The sequence below is a fragment of the Rahnella aquatilis CIP 78.65 = ATCC 33071 genome, assembly GCF_000241955.1.
In the GTDB taxonomy this organism is placed as follows: domain Bacteria; phylum Pseudomonadota; class Gammaproteobacteria; order Enterobacterales; family Enterobacteriaceae; genus Rahnella; species Rahnella aquatilis.
The window spans coordinates 1,509,911-1,524,046 of record NC_016818.1 but is presented as its reverse complement, the minus strand read 5'-3'; the positions used below and the strand labels follow the sequence as shown (position 1 = coordinate 1,524,046).

Genomic DNA, 14,136 nt, shown 5'->3' with positions numbered 1-14,136 from the left:
AGAACATCCTTTGCGGGAGGTATTCAGGGCAGTTTGAATTAACGTCCGTAAACCGGCTGGTTAAGCTTTTCTGCCTTATGCACATCACTGCTTTTCACCCCGGCACTGGAGAGTTTTTCTTCCGCTTCCTCAATATCTTCACTGTCGATTTCCAGTGATTCCTGACTGATACCCTGAGAAGGCGTCAGCGCCAGTTCCACCAGGATCGGGAAGTGATCTGAGCCCATAAAATCAAGACGTTTAAGATCAATGAGCGTGAAATCTTTGCTGTGGAAAACGTGATCCAGCGGCCAGCGCAGGAACGGATAGCTGGCGTGAAACGTGTTGTACATGCCGCGACCGCGACGCGGATCCAGCAGGCCGCTGATTTTCATAAACAGGCGAGTGGTGCGCGACCATGCCACATCATTCAGATCACCGGTGACGATGGTCGGATAAAGTGCTTTGGCGGCGGTATGCCCAACGGCGATCAGCTCGCCGTCACGGGCGGTAGACTCATCCGCTTCCGTCGGACTGGGCGGCATCGGGTGCAGACAGTGCAAAATCACCTGCTCGCCTGACGGCAGTTCAGCGCGAAAATGCATGGAGGGAATGTCATCAGCCACCAGATACTGAATCTTCGCCGCCTGCATCGGCAGGCGCGAATACACATGCATACCGTACAGATTTTCCAGCGGACAACGCAGGCTGTGCGGGTAATCAGCATCCAGTTCTGCCATCTGATCTTCCCACCACTGATCGGTTTCCAGCAGCACCAGAATATCCGGTTGATAATGCCTGACCTGCGCCAGTAATTTTTCCGGTTCACGGTTGGTGGTCAGCACGTTGCTGTTCATGATCGTGATCCGTGAATGACCGTTGGGCACGGTTTTCTTCACCTGTAACGGATACAGGCGGGTATAAGGCAAAATCCACCAGCTCTGATACGCCATGCAGGCAACGGTCAGGATGATCACCGTGGTGGTGATCGCATCACCAAACGGCATAATGGCCAGTTCAGTCAGCAGAAAAAACAGGCACAGCGAAGCCATCTGTAAACGCGGAAAATCCCAGACACGCACCCACCAGTGCTGATTTTTAGAAAGAGGAAGGAGCGTCAGCAGAGTCATAATGACTGTCAGTACGCAAATGGTGATTCTCAGTGCTTGCATGGGTTATCGACCCTGATAAAAAAGCAAAAATAATACCCTGAATATGAAGGATATTTGTTGTTAACTGATTGTGACTGAAAAAAAGGGAGATGTCGCCGCCTTCTCATGTCATCAGAAAAAGGCGGCAAATTTAGCAAAGATTATTTTGTTGCGGCGGCCTGTTCAGGCACATGGCACCAGTTGTGCTGCTCGACAATCCCGCCATTTGGCGAGGTATAACCCATACAGCCCAGAATAGAGTCATACAGCTTTTCATGGAAAACAGGCGTTTTCGCGACAGCCAGTTTTTGCAGCTGTTCGAAACTGGCCTTGTTCTGATCATTGGACAGGAATTTGTCTGACGCCCAGACCATGATCGGCACCGTGCGTTGCTCAGCCGGAGCATGATCACGCGGGGTACCGTGGAAGTGCATACTTTTGGAAATCGACTCACCATGATCGGAGGCATAGAACACGATTGCATTCTTATCGCGCAACTGGTCAAAAACCTGCGACAGGAAGTAATCGGTATACAGCAATGAATTATCATAAGCGTTGATCATTTCCTGGGTAGAACAGGAATCATCAATGCCCATACATTCCGGCTTATATTTGGCAAAAGAACGTGGATAGCGATCCGAATACAGGTAATGCGACCCCTTGGTATGCAGGATAATCAGGTGCTTACCTTTCGGATGGTTATTCATCGAGTCTTTCATTTCATCGATGAGCAACATGTCATCCACCGGTTTACCGGCGTTGCGCTTCTCAGAGGCGATGTTTTCACGCAACGAATAATCATCCGCACGGGTTTTGTTATAGAACCAGGCTTCACTCTGCATGGAATATAGCTCTGAACTCCAGCCATTGCTTTTCAGCACGGAAAACACGTTCATTTCTTTCAGCGTGCGCTGTGGCTCTTCAGACGCCCCGCCTTCGCGGACAAACATACAGCGCAGGGAAAGCTTGGTGGCGGTATCACAGGAATAACCCTGCAGGGCGACCAGATTCTTCTCTTTGTCGAGATTGGGCGTGTTGTCACGATCGTAGCCGTACAGCCCCATGTGGTCGCGGCGGGCGCTCTCACCGATCACAAACACCACATACATATCTTTGGCATCCGCCGGTGCGGTATACGTGAAGTGTTTGGCCGGATCGAACAGATTTTTGGTGTCTTCCGCCTGACTGTAGCTGCTGTAAGAATACAAACCCAGTGCTGAAAGCCAGTTGGATGGCGAATAGGTTCCGGCCACCACGCCGCCGTAACTCGCCATCATGCGGTTGTTTACGATGTCGTGACGATCCTGCACTTTACCCATCAGCTGAAGCGGCATATAGCAAAGCAGGCCGGAGACCGCGAGCAACAGGGTTTTGACCGCCAGTTTTTTAAAGGTCGTTTGTTTCAGTGCCGCGCCCGGCATTTTGCTCAGCCACAGCAGCAGTACCGGCAACACACTCACCAGTACTGTCCAGGCGATGAAATGTGTCCCGATAGATTCTTTCGATAAATCAATGGAATCAGACGCCAGCGCCGCCGCTAAAATTCCGTAGCCGATATCGACGTTAAACAGAATCATGTAGTAACTGGCGGCGGCGGATGAAATCACAATGGCGGTCATCAGCACACGGAAAATAGTTTTTCCGGTGTAAGACAGCAACATACAAAGGAAATAGACCAGCGCGAAGCAGGCCACCATTTCGACAGCAATCGACAAGGCATTGTCATAATGCAGTTGCTGATAACGACGGATAAAAATCGGAAGGTTTAGCAGAAGCCCAAGATAAAGTGCAATGAACAAAGAAATGCTCTGTTGCGAAAGTGAACGAATTTTATGCATTGGTAATAACTGGCTCTTTTGTGAGTCTGGTTGCGTCGAACTGACCGCTCGTACCGGAGGTTGGAACCCACTCCTTAGGACATTCAGACTCCGGGCCGGGCATTTTCGTTCAAACTGATTGGTTTCTTCCAATGTGATAATGTAACGAAATTAACGAAATCCTTAATTTTCAATGAAATGAAAAATACAGTTCTCCCATGTTTTCACGCAATTTTTCTCTTTTATTGAGAAAACTTGTGATCAGCAGCGGGAAAAGAAAGCGTAAAACACGTTTCTCCCTGTGGGGAACTGGTCACGCTTACACTGCCCTGATGCAGGGCCATAATGGCCTGAACAATCGACAATCCAAGACCGCTGGAGCTGCCGCCTTCGCTGCGGGAAGCATCGGCGCGGTAGAAGCGGTCGAAAAGTTTTCCGAGTTTTTCCGGCGGGACAGGCTCCCCCTGACTGATCACATGGATATTCATACCTTTTCCCTGCGGTTCGGCGCGCAACAAGATGGCACTTCCCTCGCGGCCATAACGCACTGCATTTGCCACCAGATTACTGAGCGCGCGCTGGAATAAAATGGCATCGGCATGCAGCACGCCCGCGCCTTTGCCGCCCAGCGTCATACCGCGCTCCTCCGCCAGGCCCTCAAAATATTCCTGAATGCGGATCATTTCAGATGAAACATCGATGGCCGTGATCGTCAGAACGGAACGTGCATCTGAAGCCCGCGCCAGAAACAGAATGTTTTCCACCATACGTGAAATGCGTTCCAGCTCTTCCATATTGTTCGCCAGCAGCGTTTCGTATTCTTCCACCGTGCGCGGCTGGTATAACGCCACCTGACAATGCCCCATCAGCGCCCCTACCGGCGTACGGATTTCATGCGCCAGATCGGCGGAAAATTGCGTCAGCCGCTGATACCCTTCGGCAAGCCGGTCGAGCATGTCGTTGAAAGAATAAATCAACTGCTGCAATTCCTGCGGCGCGTTCTCAGAAGACAATCGCGTAGACAGACTGGCCGGATGGATCTGCGCCGCCTCATGCGCCATATTGCGCAGCGGCCGCAATCCGCGGCGGATCACCAGATAACCCAGCGCGGCAATCAGCAAATAAGCGAACAACACCGCGCCAATGATTTCCCAGCGAAAAGTCTGTAACAGACGCGACTCCTCGGTCATGAAATGCGCGCCGGTGATTTCAACTGTCCGTCCGTCCTGAATTTTTACCGCCGCACGGGCAAAGCGTACCGGCGTGCCATCAGGGGCGGCGAGATGATGCACCGTATTCAGCGTCAGCGGCTGACCGTCCGCCACCGCCGCCACCGGCGGCAATGCCAGCCGTGACGGATTGACGTTGATCAGCAGCTTCTCACCGGACAGACCAAACGTCAGGATATCGCGCTCGTTGCCGAGCATATTTTCAAACAGACCGGGATTACGGCTGAGTTGCGACAGCGGGAATTCGTTGGCCAGCAGATGACGGAAATACTGCACGCGGCCACTGACCTGATAATCCGCGCGTCGCACCAGCTCTTTATCCATCGAGTAATAAAGATAAAATCCCACCGCACTGACCACCAGCGAGGCGATCAGCGCGAACAGTAAGGTCGCGCGAAGCGTCAGCGACATGGCGCGTTTCGGGAGGTGAGTCAATTGACGATCACTCATGTCGCACTTCGCATACGTAGCCAATGCCACGCACGGTGTGGATCAGTTTCACCTCAAATGCCCGGTCAACTTTGGCACGCAGACGCTTAATGGCGACATCCACCACATTGGTATCGCTGTCGAAATTCATGTCCCAGACCTGGGAGGCAATCATAGTGCGCGACAGCACCTCGCCCTCGCGGCGCATCAGCAACTGCAACAACATGAATTCCTTGTTGGTCAGCGCGATGGTCTGATCCTGACGGGTCACGCGCCGGCGCAGCACATCAAGATTCAGATCCGCCACCGAATACACATCCGGCTCACGGGCGGCCGGGCGGCGCAGCAAAGTGCGGATACGCAACACCAGTTCGGTGAAGGAGAACGGCTTGATGAGATAATCGTCAGCACCCAGCTCCAGCCCGTGAATGCGATCCTGCACTTCATCGCGGGCGGTGAGAAACAACACCGGTACGTCGCTTTTTTTGCGCAGGACTTCCATCACCTGCCAGCCGTCCAGCCCCGGCAGCATGACGTCGAGGATCACCGCGTCGTAACCTTCCTCAAGCGCCAGAAACAGGCCATCGGCACCGTTGCGCGCCAGATCCACGCTGTAACCCGCTTCTGTCAGCCCTTTTTTCAGGTAGTCGCCTGTACTGACATCGTCTTCAATCACCAGTATTCGCATTCAGGCCCTCAGCGCCGCATGACCATTCACCTAGAGAATGATTCATCCGAAAGTTTACCAGTTTCGTCAGACACCTTTGATGACAATTTTGTCATCAATTTGTCATCAGCCAATACCGGTTTATCGTCCACTCTTAAGAAAGTTATTCATCACTGGCAGGTTCAGTGATTCATCTAACAGAATGAAAAAACGCTGGAAAATGGAGAATTAATCATGAATGCACCAACACGTCTCGCTGGTCTGTTACTGGGTTCCCTGCTGATGTGCAGCGGGATGACATCGGCATTTGCCGCCGATAATGTGATTAAACCCACACGCGGAACCATTGATTCAGTTAATGACTCATCGGTACAAATCACCACCCGTCAGGGTGAGAAACTTGACGTTAAGCTGACTGATCAGACCAAAATCAATGCCGTCACCAAAGGCAAAATCAGCGATATCAAAGCGGACAGCTTCATCGGGACGGCCGCCGTTCCGCAGGCTGACGGTACGCTGAAAGCGCTTGAAGTTCACGTATTCGCACCCAGCCTGCGCGGCAGCGGTGAAGGCTTCAATCCGTTTGAATCCGCCGATGGCAAAATCAATACCATGACCAACGGCACCGTCGGCAAGCTGGTGAACAGCAACGGCCGCACCCTGACCGTGAAATATCACGATGCTGAGAAAACTGTCGTCGTGCCTGACGATGTGCCGGTCGTTCTGCTGGCACCGGGCGACCGCAGCCTGCTGAAACCGGGCACTAAAATCGTATTGTTTGCCATAAAAGACGACAAAGGTGCGCTGGTTGCCCGTGGTATTGCTGCCGGTAAAGACGGTATCGCGCCACCGATGTAATCCGGCCAGTCAACAGGAGATTAAGCGTGAAACCTCAGCTCTCATCGCCCCGCAAGCGCCGGATTCATTCCTGGCCGGTTCGTATTTGTCATTGGATTAATGTGCTGGCAATGATTGGCATGGTGATGAGCGGCTGGGGGATTTATAACGCCGACCCGCTTTTCGCTTTCACATTCCCGCAGAACACTACCCTCGGCGGCTGGCTGGGCGGCAATATTGCCTGGCATCTGGCGGTGATGTGGCTGCTGGCGGCCAATGCCCTGTTCTATCTGCTGTGGGGGATTTTCAGCGGTCATTTCAGGCGCGACTTTTTCCCCTTTTCGCCCCGCGCCGTCTGGCGCGATACCGTTCGCGCACTGACATTCAAACTTCCCCACAAGCCCGGTCAGTACAACGCCGTGCAGAAACTGATGTACAGCGGGGTTCTGTTGCTGGGCGCATTACTGGTGTTGTCGGGTCTGTCCATCTGGAAACCAGTGCAGTTCAGCGGGCTGGTCTGGCTGTTTGGCGGTTTTGGTATCGCCCGTTATGTGCATTTCTTTGCGATGAGCGGCGTGTTGCTGTTCGTCATTATTCACGTACTGATGGTTCTGCTGGTGCCTAAAACCTTCGTGGCGATGCTGACCGGCGGCAAAAAGATGAGCACGGAGAACCACGCCGATGAGTGAAAAATCACAACGGCCAAAAATTATTCCTGAGCCCGACCAGCGTAAACAACTGGTCAATATTCAGCGCCGTTTATTGCTGCGCTCAGGGCTGACGCTCGGCGGCGTCGCGATGCTGACGGGCTGTAATTTGCAGGACGGCGATCAGGTCGATAAGGTGCTGTGGGCCATGTCCCGCTGGAACGACCGGGTACAAAGCTGGCTGTTCAGCGGCCAGAAACTGGCGCAAACCTATCGTGCGGATCAGATCACCACGCCGTTTCGTTTCAACGCGTATTACCCCGAATACAACGTGCCGGAAATCGACATCTCTAATTACCGGCTGGAAGTCTCGGGTCTGGTGCAAAAGAAAGCCCCGTGGACGCTGGAGCAATTGCAGCGCCTGCCGCAGGAAAGCCAGATCACCCGGCTGATTTGCATTGAAGGCTGGAGTGCCATCGGCCAGTGGAAAGGTGTACCGCTGAAAACCTTCCTGCAACATGTCGGCGCGGATCTGACGGCCAAATATGTCGGATTCAAATGTGACGACCGCTATTATTCCAGTATTGATATGGCCACCGCGCTGCATCCGCAAACCATTCTGGCACTGGATTTTGGCGGCAAACCCTTACCGCCCGATTTTGGTTACCCGTTACGTCTGCGCATGCCAACCAAACTCGGCTTTAAAAACGCCAAGCATATCGGCGCGATTTTCGTCACCAACGAATATCCCGGCGGCTACTGGGAAGATCAGGGCTATAACTGGTTCAGTGGTATTTGACAGGTATAAAAGACAGGCATAAAAAAACCGCTCAATTGAGCGGTTTTCGTTTTCGCGGGAGGGTAACGGCAAAGCGTTACGCTGCGGCGAAGAATTAGAAGCTGTAACCCACGCCTGCGATCCAGGTACCGACATCAACACTGCGGATGCGGGACTGTTCGTAGGACACGTCCAGAGCAACGTTCTGGATTGGGTTGAACTGCAGACCAGCACCGTAAGAGAAGCCGTAATCGCTGGTGTCATTCTTTTCACGGTTAGCAGTTGATGCTGCTGCTTCGTTGTACTGGAATTTACCGTAGCCAACACCCACAACACCGTAGATGGAAACCCAGTCAGCCAGACGGTAAGCAGGACCCGCAGTCAGACCGTAGTATTGCGCTTTACGGTAGTCGCCAGATGCCGGAGAGCTGTCATCTTCGATATAAGTGAAAGACCCGATAGCGCCCAGTGGGTTGCTATCTTGTTCCCAACGGTATTTTAAGTTGAAGCCGTTTGCTTTGTTAGCAACGCCTTGTGCGTCACCCTGAGCGTAGCCAGCAGTTACGGTGCTGGTATCAGCGAAAGCGCTGGAAGAAACGCCCAATGCAACGACGCAAGCTAATGCGGAAAGACATGCAATTTTTTTCATAAACCACCTCAAAAAGAGAAACCAAAGTAACCTTCACGTTTGAAAATATAACAAAAACTAGTGTGAAACTCTGCCTCAATTAAGATGTCCAAAGCATCATATGGTGTAACAGGAAGTTTCCAGCATAGGTTATCCATTTAATTTTATTGAGATTTTAGTCGCATAAACTATAAGGTAAACTTATTGAACTTTTTGAGATTAGCAGATAATTCCTAAAATTATGCTCAAAAAAAGAACGATTTTAGGAAGATTTTAAACAGAAACGTTCCGAAAAAAACTTTTTGCGAGGATTTTTTCTCGCCACATTTCCCTCTACACTGACAGCGCTTTACCTTTCTTTTCAAAACTATAAATCTGAAGTTTCCGGATTCATGGATCACCTCAAAAGGCGCAATGGATGACACAGTCAGGACAAAATCAGCCGAAAAAACCGCAGATCGCTCTGCAGGCGGCGACGCATAACCACAGCCCGCCCGTTCCTGCATTACCGAAAAAAGCCTCACCGCTGGTGGCGATCATGTTGTTACTGATCGCCATGCTTTCATTACAAGGCGGCGCTTCGCTGGCGAAAACACTGTTCCCGGTGGTCGGCCCGCAAGGTGTCACGGCTCTGCGTCTCGGCATCGGCTCCATTCTGTTACTTCTCTATTTTCGTCCGTGGCGTCTGAAAATGCGCGGCGGTAATTTGCGTGCGCTGCTGATGTATGGCCTGGCGCTGGGCTGCATGAACTATTCGTTTTATCTGGCCCTGCGTACCGTGCCGCTGGGCATTGCCGTTGCCCTGGAATTTACCGGCCCGCTGGCAGTGGCAATGTTCTCCTCACGACGTCCGGTGGATTTCATCTGGGTCGTGCTGGCTGTGACAGGTTTACTGTTCCTGTTGCCTCTCGGGCAAAGCGCCGGGGGGGTTGACCTCAAAGGCGCGTGTTTTGCGCTGATCGCCGGTGCCTGCTGGGCCGTTTATATCCTCGCCGGACAACGCGCAGGCAGCAGTTACGGGCCGGGTACCGCCGCAATGGGGTCAGTGATTGCGGCGTTAATTTTCTTCCCGATTGGCGCAATACAGGCGCACACCTCCATTTTCAGCTGGGGGATTTTACCGCTCGGCTTGCTGATCGCCCTGCTCACTTCCGCCATTCCTTATTCACTGGAAATGATGGCACTGACTAAACTGCCAGCCAAAACCTTCGGCACGCTGATGAGTATGGAACCGGCGATGGCCGCGCTTTCCGGCATTATCTTCCTCGGTGAATTCCTGACCGCGACGCAGTGGCTCGGGCTGGCGGCGATTATCGCGGCTTCCGCCGGTTCAACGCTGACCCTGCAGCGCAAAATCAAAATCGAAACGGTGGATATCCCCGGGAATACCCCTTCAGGAAAATAATTCCGCGACGTCGACCTCATAAAAGCCATGTCATCACGATATGGCTTTTTCTTTTCTATCAGCAGGTTGCAAATTCCTTTCATTTATTTCACTTTTTTTCATCTTTTCCTGCATCCAAAAGCAGGGGGTCATTCGTATGTATAGATGTGAGGCAAGACCTTACCTACTTAACTGACGAAGGACACCATCATGAAAACATTACTCCGTACCGCAATCTGTGCTTCTCTGCTGCTCAGCACCGCGTCAATGGCAGCAATGATGTCCCAAAACACCACCATGGTCGGTGGCGCTGAAATGTATCCGTCCAAAAATATCGTAGAAAATGCCCTGAATTCGAAAGACCACACCACCCTGGTCGCGGCGGTAAAAGCAGCCGGTCTGGTGGAAACCTTGCAAGGCAAAGGGCCGTTTACTGTCTTTGCGCCGACCAACGCCGCCTTCGCAAAATTACCCGCAGGCACCGTGGATAATCTGGTGAAACCAGAAAACAAAGCCACGCTGACCAGTGTCCTCACCTATCACGTGGTGGCCGGTAAATATGAAATGAAAGATTTGGAAAAATTGCTGAAAAAAGGCAACGGCACGGCGGAACTGAAAACCGTCAACGGTCAGCCATTGTGGATCCTAAACAACGGCCCGCACAATATTCAGCTGAAAGATGGCAAGGGAAATATCGCCAATATCAGTACTTATGACGTCCAGCAGAAGAACGGTGTGATCGACGTCATTGATACCGTTCTGATGCCAAAATAATACCGGCTATACTGAGGGCATGATTTCTTTATGAAACAGCACTTCAGTAAGCCAGGATGCGCGAATGCATGACAATTTTTTAATTAAGCCAACACCAGAGAATGCGCAGGCAGTACAGCGCGAACTGATGAGCGCCATGGCCGTTGGTAACCATCAGGCATTTGAGCAGTTATATCGTCTGACGTCCCCCCGGCTGTTCGCCGTTGCATTACGTATGTTGCGGCGGCATGCCTGGGCAGAAGAAGTCTTGCACGACAGCTATATCACCGCGTGGAACCGGGCTGCCTCGTATAATCCGGCACTCAGTTCCCCGATGACCTGGCTCACCCATATTGTCCGCAACCGCGCTATCGACTGGATGCGCGGGAGCGACAACCAGGTAGATGAACTGGACGAGACAATGAGTGACGGTGATGCCAGCGACCATGATGAACCCTTGCAACGGCTGCAACAGGACAGCGACGCCAAAATTCTGGCCGCCTGCCTGGCCCATCTGCCTGCCGAACAAAGACAAAGCCTGATCCTTGCCTATTATCAGGGCCTGTCGCACGGCGAGGTGTCATCGCATCTTCAGCAACCTCTCGGGACGATCAAAAGCTGGATCCGTCGCGCCCTGGATCACTTAAAGAGCTGCGTAGGACTATGAAAAGCAGAAGCCATTATCATGCCGCCCTCGCGGCTGAATATGCGCTCGGCACCTTGCGCGGCGCAGCCCGGATTCAGTTCGGACAAAAAATGCGGGAAGACCCGGCACTGGCGGCCGAAGTGGCGCGCTGGCAGGAAGCCTTCACGCAACTGGATAATCAGATTACTCCGGTCATACCGCCTGCATCGGTGTGGAAACGCATTCAGCACAGCCTTGCGCTGCAACCGGCAAGACCTCCGCTACCGGCCAGACGACCGGTGCGGGCGTACATGGGCTGGGCGCTGGCCGCCGGACTTGCCGCGTTGTTGCTGATCCCTCGTCTGCTGGTCCAGCCAGAAGCCCCGTTGCCGGTGGCGATACTGGCCAGCAGTACCGGTGCACAAAACGGGCAATGGGTGGTCAGCGCTGACAAGAGCACCCGCAGCCTGTTGCTGACGCCAATTAATGCGCAGAATATTGCCGCGGACCGCAGTCTTGAACTGTGGGCTATTCCGCCGGGCGGTAAGCCGCGCTCCCTCGGATTACTGAATACGCAACAACCCACGCAACTGGCGCTGGCAGCGAAAATGCCGGATGCAGGTTTTACGCTGGCGATAAGCCTCGAGCCGCGCGGCGGTTCAACGACAGGGCAACCGACGGGCGCCGTTTTGTATAGCGGTGCGATGGCGCTTTAAAAACAGTAAACGGTGATTAACGGCGGGTATTATCCCGCTGTTATATTTTCAATATTGATACTGCAACGGTTAGGTTTATTTTTCGTATTCCGCCCCAGAGGAAAACGCCTGATAATAATATATCCACACACGCCCACTTACATTTAAAAATATCTTCCCTGCGTAATGAAAATAATTATCACTTTTAGTGTATTTTATCACCTTAATAGAGCGTGACGTTCAGGATGAATCCTATCTACCTTATAAATCAGCGTGATAAGGTAGAAGTGAAATTGCCGCAGGGTCTATAAGACACACGCTATCAGAACGATAGGAATAGACGCCCTGCAAATTTTCAATTTATTGCTATACTGAATGCAGTTACGAAATACAATAGTAGCGATTAATTTTAATGAAACAAGGAGATATGTATATGAGTACCGCTAAACTGGTCAAAACGAAATCTTCTGAGCTTATCTATACACGCAATGATTTAGATGAAAGCGTCAAACTCAATACTATCAAGGTGCTGAACCGTCTGGTGACTGAATACATCGATCTGTCGCTGATCACCAAACAGGCTCACTGGAACATGCGTGGCGCAAACTTCATTGCCGTGCATGAAATGCTTGATGGTTTCCGTACCGCGATTATCGACCATCAGGACACCATCGCAGAACGTGTGGTGCAGTTAGGTGGCGTAGCGCTGGGTACCGTGCAGGTGGTTAACGATAAAACTCCGCTGAAAAGTTACCCGACCAACATCCATACCGTGCAGGAACATCTGAAAGCACTGGCAGAACGTTATGCCGTCGTCGCTAATGATACCCGCAAAGCCATAAGCGAAGTCGAAGATGAAGACACCGCAGATATTTTCACTGCCGCATCGCGCGACCTGGATAAATTCCTGTGGTTCATCGAATCAAATATCGAGTAATCAGGATCCGGTAGCCACAATCATAAAACAGTGGCTACCATAATTGCTTCATGATGAATGTGAAACGGGCGGGTGACAATCACCGGCCCGTTTTGCCTTTTTTGATACGCTTCTGAGGAGGTCATTATGGCAAGCGGATGGGCGCAAGACGGCGCAGTGCAGGATCAGATTGATTCAACGGTAAATGATGCGGTCGATCGCGCACGTCAGTCTCTCGGGCATGGCGAAAGCGCGCATTTTTGTAAGGAGTGTGGCGAACCCATTCCACAGGCGCGCCGGGAAGCGCTTCAGGGTGTGCAGTATTGTGTCACCTGTCAGGCAGCTCTGGATAAAAAACAGCAGGATCATGCGGGCTACAATCGTCGTGGCAGTAAAGACAGCCAGCTACGCTAGAACTTTCTCTTATATTACCTTGCACCATTATGGTTCAACAAAAGGCATTTTCTCTGTTATTCCTCCCTGCCCCCCTTTACATTTGCTTCATATTTGAGCACACGTTTTACGCATGTACCGATAAAGTTAGAGCAAGTTATCATTTGAGCAGCGTACTTGTTAATTAATGATTGTTTAAAATACAACATATGGTTAATGATGATGCCGTGCACCACGAGAGAACATGACAATGTGCAACAACGCACTATCATGGTGCGCTTCAGCTTTTAATCCCTGCCTGAACGGTTCAGCAAAGCGTTAAGCTATTGAATTTTAATATGCATGGAATTTGGCATGAATATTGCATTAAAGCGCCGTAATATAAAGTCGTTCCCATAATATGTACAAAGGAAATTCACTGATGAAGTCACTCTTAAAAGTTTCCCTGGCCGCGTTAACCCTGGCCTTTGCCGTGAGCTCCCACGCAGCAGACAAAAAACTGATCGTAGCTACCGACACTGCGTTTGTACCGTTTGAATTCAAACAAGGCGACAAGTACGTCGGCTTCGACATTGACCTGTGGGACGCGGTCGCTAAAGAGATGAAAGTCTCCTATGAACTGAAACCAATGGACTTCGGCGGCATCATTCCTGCCCTGCAGACGCATAACATCGATCTGGCGCTGGCGGGTATCACCATCACGCCTGAACGTAAAAAAGCCATCGACTTCTCTGACGGCTATTACAACAGCGGTCTGATGGTCATGGTTAAGAGCAACAACGACGCCATCAAAAGCGTTGCTGATCTGAAAGGCAAAACCGTTGCAGTGAAAAGCGGCACCAGCTCCGTTGATTACATGAAAGCTAACGTACAGACCAAAGATCTGCGTCAGTTCCCGAACATCGACAGCGCTTACATGGAACTGGGCACCGGCCGTGCTGATGCGGTCATGCACGACACGCCAAACATTCTGTACTTCATCAAAACGGCTGGCAAAGGTCAGTTCAAAGCGGTTGGCGATTCACTGGCTGGCCAGCAATACGGTATTGCTTTCCCGCAAGGCAGTGATCTGCGCGAAAAAGCCAACGCAGCGCTCAAAACCATCAAAGAGAATGGTACTTACGCGGCAATCTACAAAAAATGGTTTGATACCGAACCTAAATAAGTCCTTTTTCATTTAAGTCGTTCCTTTTTCAGAAAGAGCACTT

The 14,136-nt window shown here is 51.5% G+C and carries 15 protein-coding genes; 10 read left to right on the top strand and 5 right to left on the bottom strand.

Annotation, left to right across the window (positions count from 1 at the left end; genetic code table 11):
- Window positions 1–38: 38 nt before the first annotated feature.
- The 4 genes from RAHAQ2_RS06985 to RAHAQ2_RS06970 all read right to left on the bottom strand — a co-directional run bounded on the left by RAHAQ2_RS06985 (window position 39) and on the right by RAHAQ2_RS06970 (window position 5,293).
- On the bottom strand, window positions 39–1,151 hold the full coding sequence (locus RAHAQ2_RS06985; protein ID WP_015696553.1) for an endonuclease/exonuclease/phosphatase family protein: 1,113 nt from the start codon (window positions 1,149–1,151) through the stop codon (window positions 39–41).
- Between the two features lie 140 nt (window positions 1,152–1,291).
- Window positions 1,292–2,968, bottom strand: coding sequence for a kdo(2)-lipid A phosphoethanolamine 7''-transferase (gene eptB / locus RAHAQ2_RS06980; protein ID WP_015696552.1), 1,677 nt, complete (start codon window positions 2,966–2,968; stop codon window positions 1,292–1,294).
- 221 nt (window positions 2,969–3,189) lie between these two features.
- Window positions 3,190–4,626: a heavy metal sensor histidine kinase gene (locus RAHAQ2_RS06975; protein WP_015696551.1), complete on the bottom strand. Its 1,437-nt coding sequence runs from the start codon at window positions 4,624–4,626 to the stop codon at window positions 3,190–3,192.
- Complete coding sequence (locus tag RAHAQ2_RS06970; protein WP_015696550.1) at window positions 4,619–5,293, bottom strand: heavy metal response regulator transcription factor; 675 nt, start codon at window positions 5,291–5,293, stop codon at window positions 4,619–4,621. Before RAHAQ2_RS06970 ends, RAHAQ2_RS06975 begins: the two co-directional genes overlap by 8 nt.
- A gap of 213 nt (window positions 5,294–5,506) precedes the next feature.
- On the opposite strand from RAHAQ2_RS06970, the gene RAHAQ2_RS06965 reads away from it, so the two are divergent.
- The 3 genes from RAHAQ2_RS06965 to RAHAQ2_RS06955 are packed head-to-tail and all read left to right on the top strand — an operon-like array spanning window position 5,507 to window position 7,555.
- On the top strand, window positions 5,507–6,130 hold the full coding sequence (locus tag RAHAQ2_RS06965; protein ID WP_015696549.1) for a hypothetical protein: 624 nt from the start codon (window positions 5,507–5,509) through the stop codon (window positions 6,128–6,130).
- Between the two features lie 26 nt (window positions 6,131–6,156).
- Window positions 6,157–6,798 carry a cytochrome b/b6 domain-containing protein gene (locus tag RAHAQ2_RS06960; protein WP_015696548.1) on the top strand — a complete coding sequence of 214 codons (642 nt, stop codon included), beginning with the start codon at window positions 6,157–6,159 and terminating at the stop codon, window positions 6,796–6,798.
- Window positions 6,791–7,555 (top strand): molybdopterin-dependent oxidoreductase, encoded by a 765-nt coding sequence (locus tag RAHAQ2_RS06955; RefSeq protein WP_015696547.1) that lies wholly within the window; start codon window positions 6,791–6,793, stop codon window positions 7,553–7,555. The genes RAHAQ2_RS06960 and RAHAQ2_RS06955 overlap by 8 nt, the downstream gene beginning before the upstream one ends.
- A 94-nt stretch (window positions 7,556–7,649) precedes the next feature.
- Here RAHAQ2_RS06955 and ompX read toward each other — a convergent pair whose 3' ends face one another.
- Complete coding sequence (ompX, locus tag RAHAQ2_RS06950; protein WP_013574702.1) at window positions 7,650–8,183, bottom strand: outer membrane protein OmpX; 534 nt, start codon at window positions 8,181–8,183, stop codon at window positions 7,650–7,652.
- 397 nt (window positions 8,184–8,580) lie between these two features.
- On the opposite strand from ompX, the gene rhtA reads away from it, so the two are divergent.
- The 7 genes from rhtA to glnH all read left to right on the top strand — a co-directional run bounded on the left by rhtA (window position 8,581) and on the right by glnH (window position 14,093).
- Entirely contained in the window at window positions 8,581–9,567 is a 987-nt protein-coding gene (rhtA, locus tag RAHAQ2_RS06945) for a threonine/homoserine exporter RhtA (RefSeq protein ID WP_015696546.1), read from the top strand.
- A 189-nt stretch (window positions 9,568–9,756) separates the two neighbouring features.
- Window positions 9,757–10,320, top strand: coding sequence for a fasciclin domain-containing protein (locus RAHAQ2_RS06940; protein WP_015696545.1), 564 nt, complete (start codon window positions 9,757–9,759; stop codon window positions 10,318–10,320).
- A 64-nt stretch (window positions 10,321–10,384) separates the two neighbouring features.
- On the top strand, window positions 10,385–10,966 hold the full coding sequence (locus tag RAHAQ2_RS06935) for an RNA polymerase sigma factor (RefSeq protein ID WP_015696544.1): 582 nt from the start codon (window positions 10,385–10,387) through the stop codon (window positions 10,964–10,966).
- The gene (locus RAHAQ2_RS06930; RefSeq protein WP_015696543.1) at window positions 10,963–11,640 is read left to right on the top strand and encodes an anti-sigma factor; all 678 of its coding nucleotides are present in this window, start codon (window positions 10,963–10,965) and stop codon (window positions 11,638–11,640) included. The genes RAHAQ2_RS06935 and RAHAQ2_RS06930 overlap by 4 nt, the downstream gene beginning before the upstream one ends.
- Before the next feature lie 412 nt (window positions 11,641–12,052).
- Complete coding sequence (gene dps / locus RAHAQ2_RS06925) at window positions 12,053–12,556, top strand: DNA starvation/stationary phase protection protein Dps (RefSeq protein WP_015696542.1); 504 nt, start codon at window positions 12,053–12,055, stop codon at window positions 12,554–12,556.
- A 126-nt stretch (window positions 12,557–12,682) separates the two neighbouring features.
- Window positions 12,683–12,949 (top strand): DksA/TraR family C4-type zinc finger protein, encoded by a 267-nt coding sequence (locus RAHAQ2_RS06920; protein ID WP_015696541.1) that lies wholly within the window; start codon window positions 12,683–12,685, stop codon window positions 12,947–12,949.
- A 400-nt stretch (window positions 12,950–13,349) separates the two neighbouring features.
- The gene (gene glnH, locus RAHAQ2_RS06915; RefSeq protein ID WP_013574683.1) at window positions 13,350–14,093 is read left to right on the top strand and encodes a glutamine ABC transporter substrate-binding protein GlnH; all 744 of its coding nucleotides are present in this window, start codon (window positions 13,350–13,352) and stop codon (window positions 14,091–14,093) included.
- Window positions 14,094–14,136 lie beyond the last annotated feature (43 nt).

Coding starts and splice junctions, on each gene's coding strand:
- ompX (WP_013574702.1), bottom strand. CDS start 8,183: ATGAAAAAAATTGCATGTCTTTCCGCATTAGCTTGCGTCGTTGCATTG.
- RAHAQ2_RS06955 (WP_015696547.1), top strand. CDS start 6,791: ATGAGTGAAAAATCACAACGGCCAAAAATTATTCCTGAGCCCGACCAG.
- dps (WP_015696542.1), top strand. CDS start 12,053: ATGAGTACCGCTAAACTGGTCAAAACGAAATCTTCTGAGCTTATCTAT.
- RAHAQ2_RS06940 (WP_015696545.1), top strand. CDS start 9,757: ATGAAAACATTACTCCGTACCGCAATCTGTGCTTCTCTGCTGCTCAGC.
- glnH (WP_013574683.1), top strand. CDS start 13,350: ATGAAGTCACTCTTAAAAGTTTCCCTGGCCGCGTTAACCCTGGCCTTT.
- rhtA (WP_015696546.1), top strand. CDS start 8,581: ATGACACAGTCAGGACAAAATCAGCCGAAAAAACCGCAGATCGCTCTG.
- RAHAQ2_RS06985 (WP_015696553.1), bottom strand. CDS start 1,151: ATGCAAGCACTGAGAATCACCATTTGCGTACTGACAGTCATTATGACT.
- eptB (WP_015696552.1), bottom strand. CDS start 2,968: ATGCATAAAATTCGTTCACTTTCGCAACAGAGCATTTCTTTGTTCATT.
- RAHAQ2_RS06920 (WP_015696541.1), top strand. CDS start 12,683: ATGGCAAGCGGATGGGCGCAAGACGGCGCAGTGCAGGATCAGATTGAT.
- RAHAQ2_RS06965 (WP_015696549.1), top strand. CDS start 5,507: ATGAATGCACCAACACGTCTCGCTGGTCTGTTACTGGGTTCCCTGCTG.
- RAHAQ2_RS06975 (WP_015696551.1), bottom strand. CDS start 4,626: ATGAGTGATCGTCAATTGACTCACCTCCCGAAACGCGCCATGTCGCTG.
- RAHAQ2_RS06930 (WP_015696543.1), top strand. CDS start 10,963: ATGAAAAGCAGAAGCCATTATCATGCCGCCCTCGCGGCTGAATATGCG.
- RAHAQ2_RS06935 (WP_015696544.1), top strand. CDS start 10,385: ATGCATGACAATTTTTTAATTAAGCCAACACCAGAGAATGCGCAGGCA.
- RAHAQ2_RS06970 (WP_015696550.1), bottom strand. CDS start 5,293: ATGCGAATACTGGTGATTGAAGACGATGTCAGTACAGGCGACTACCTG.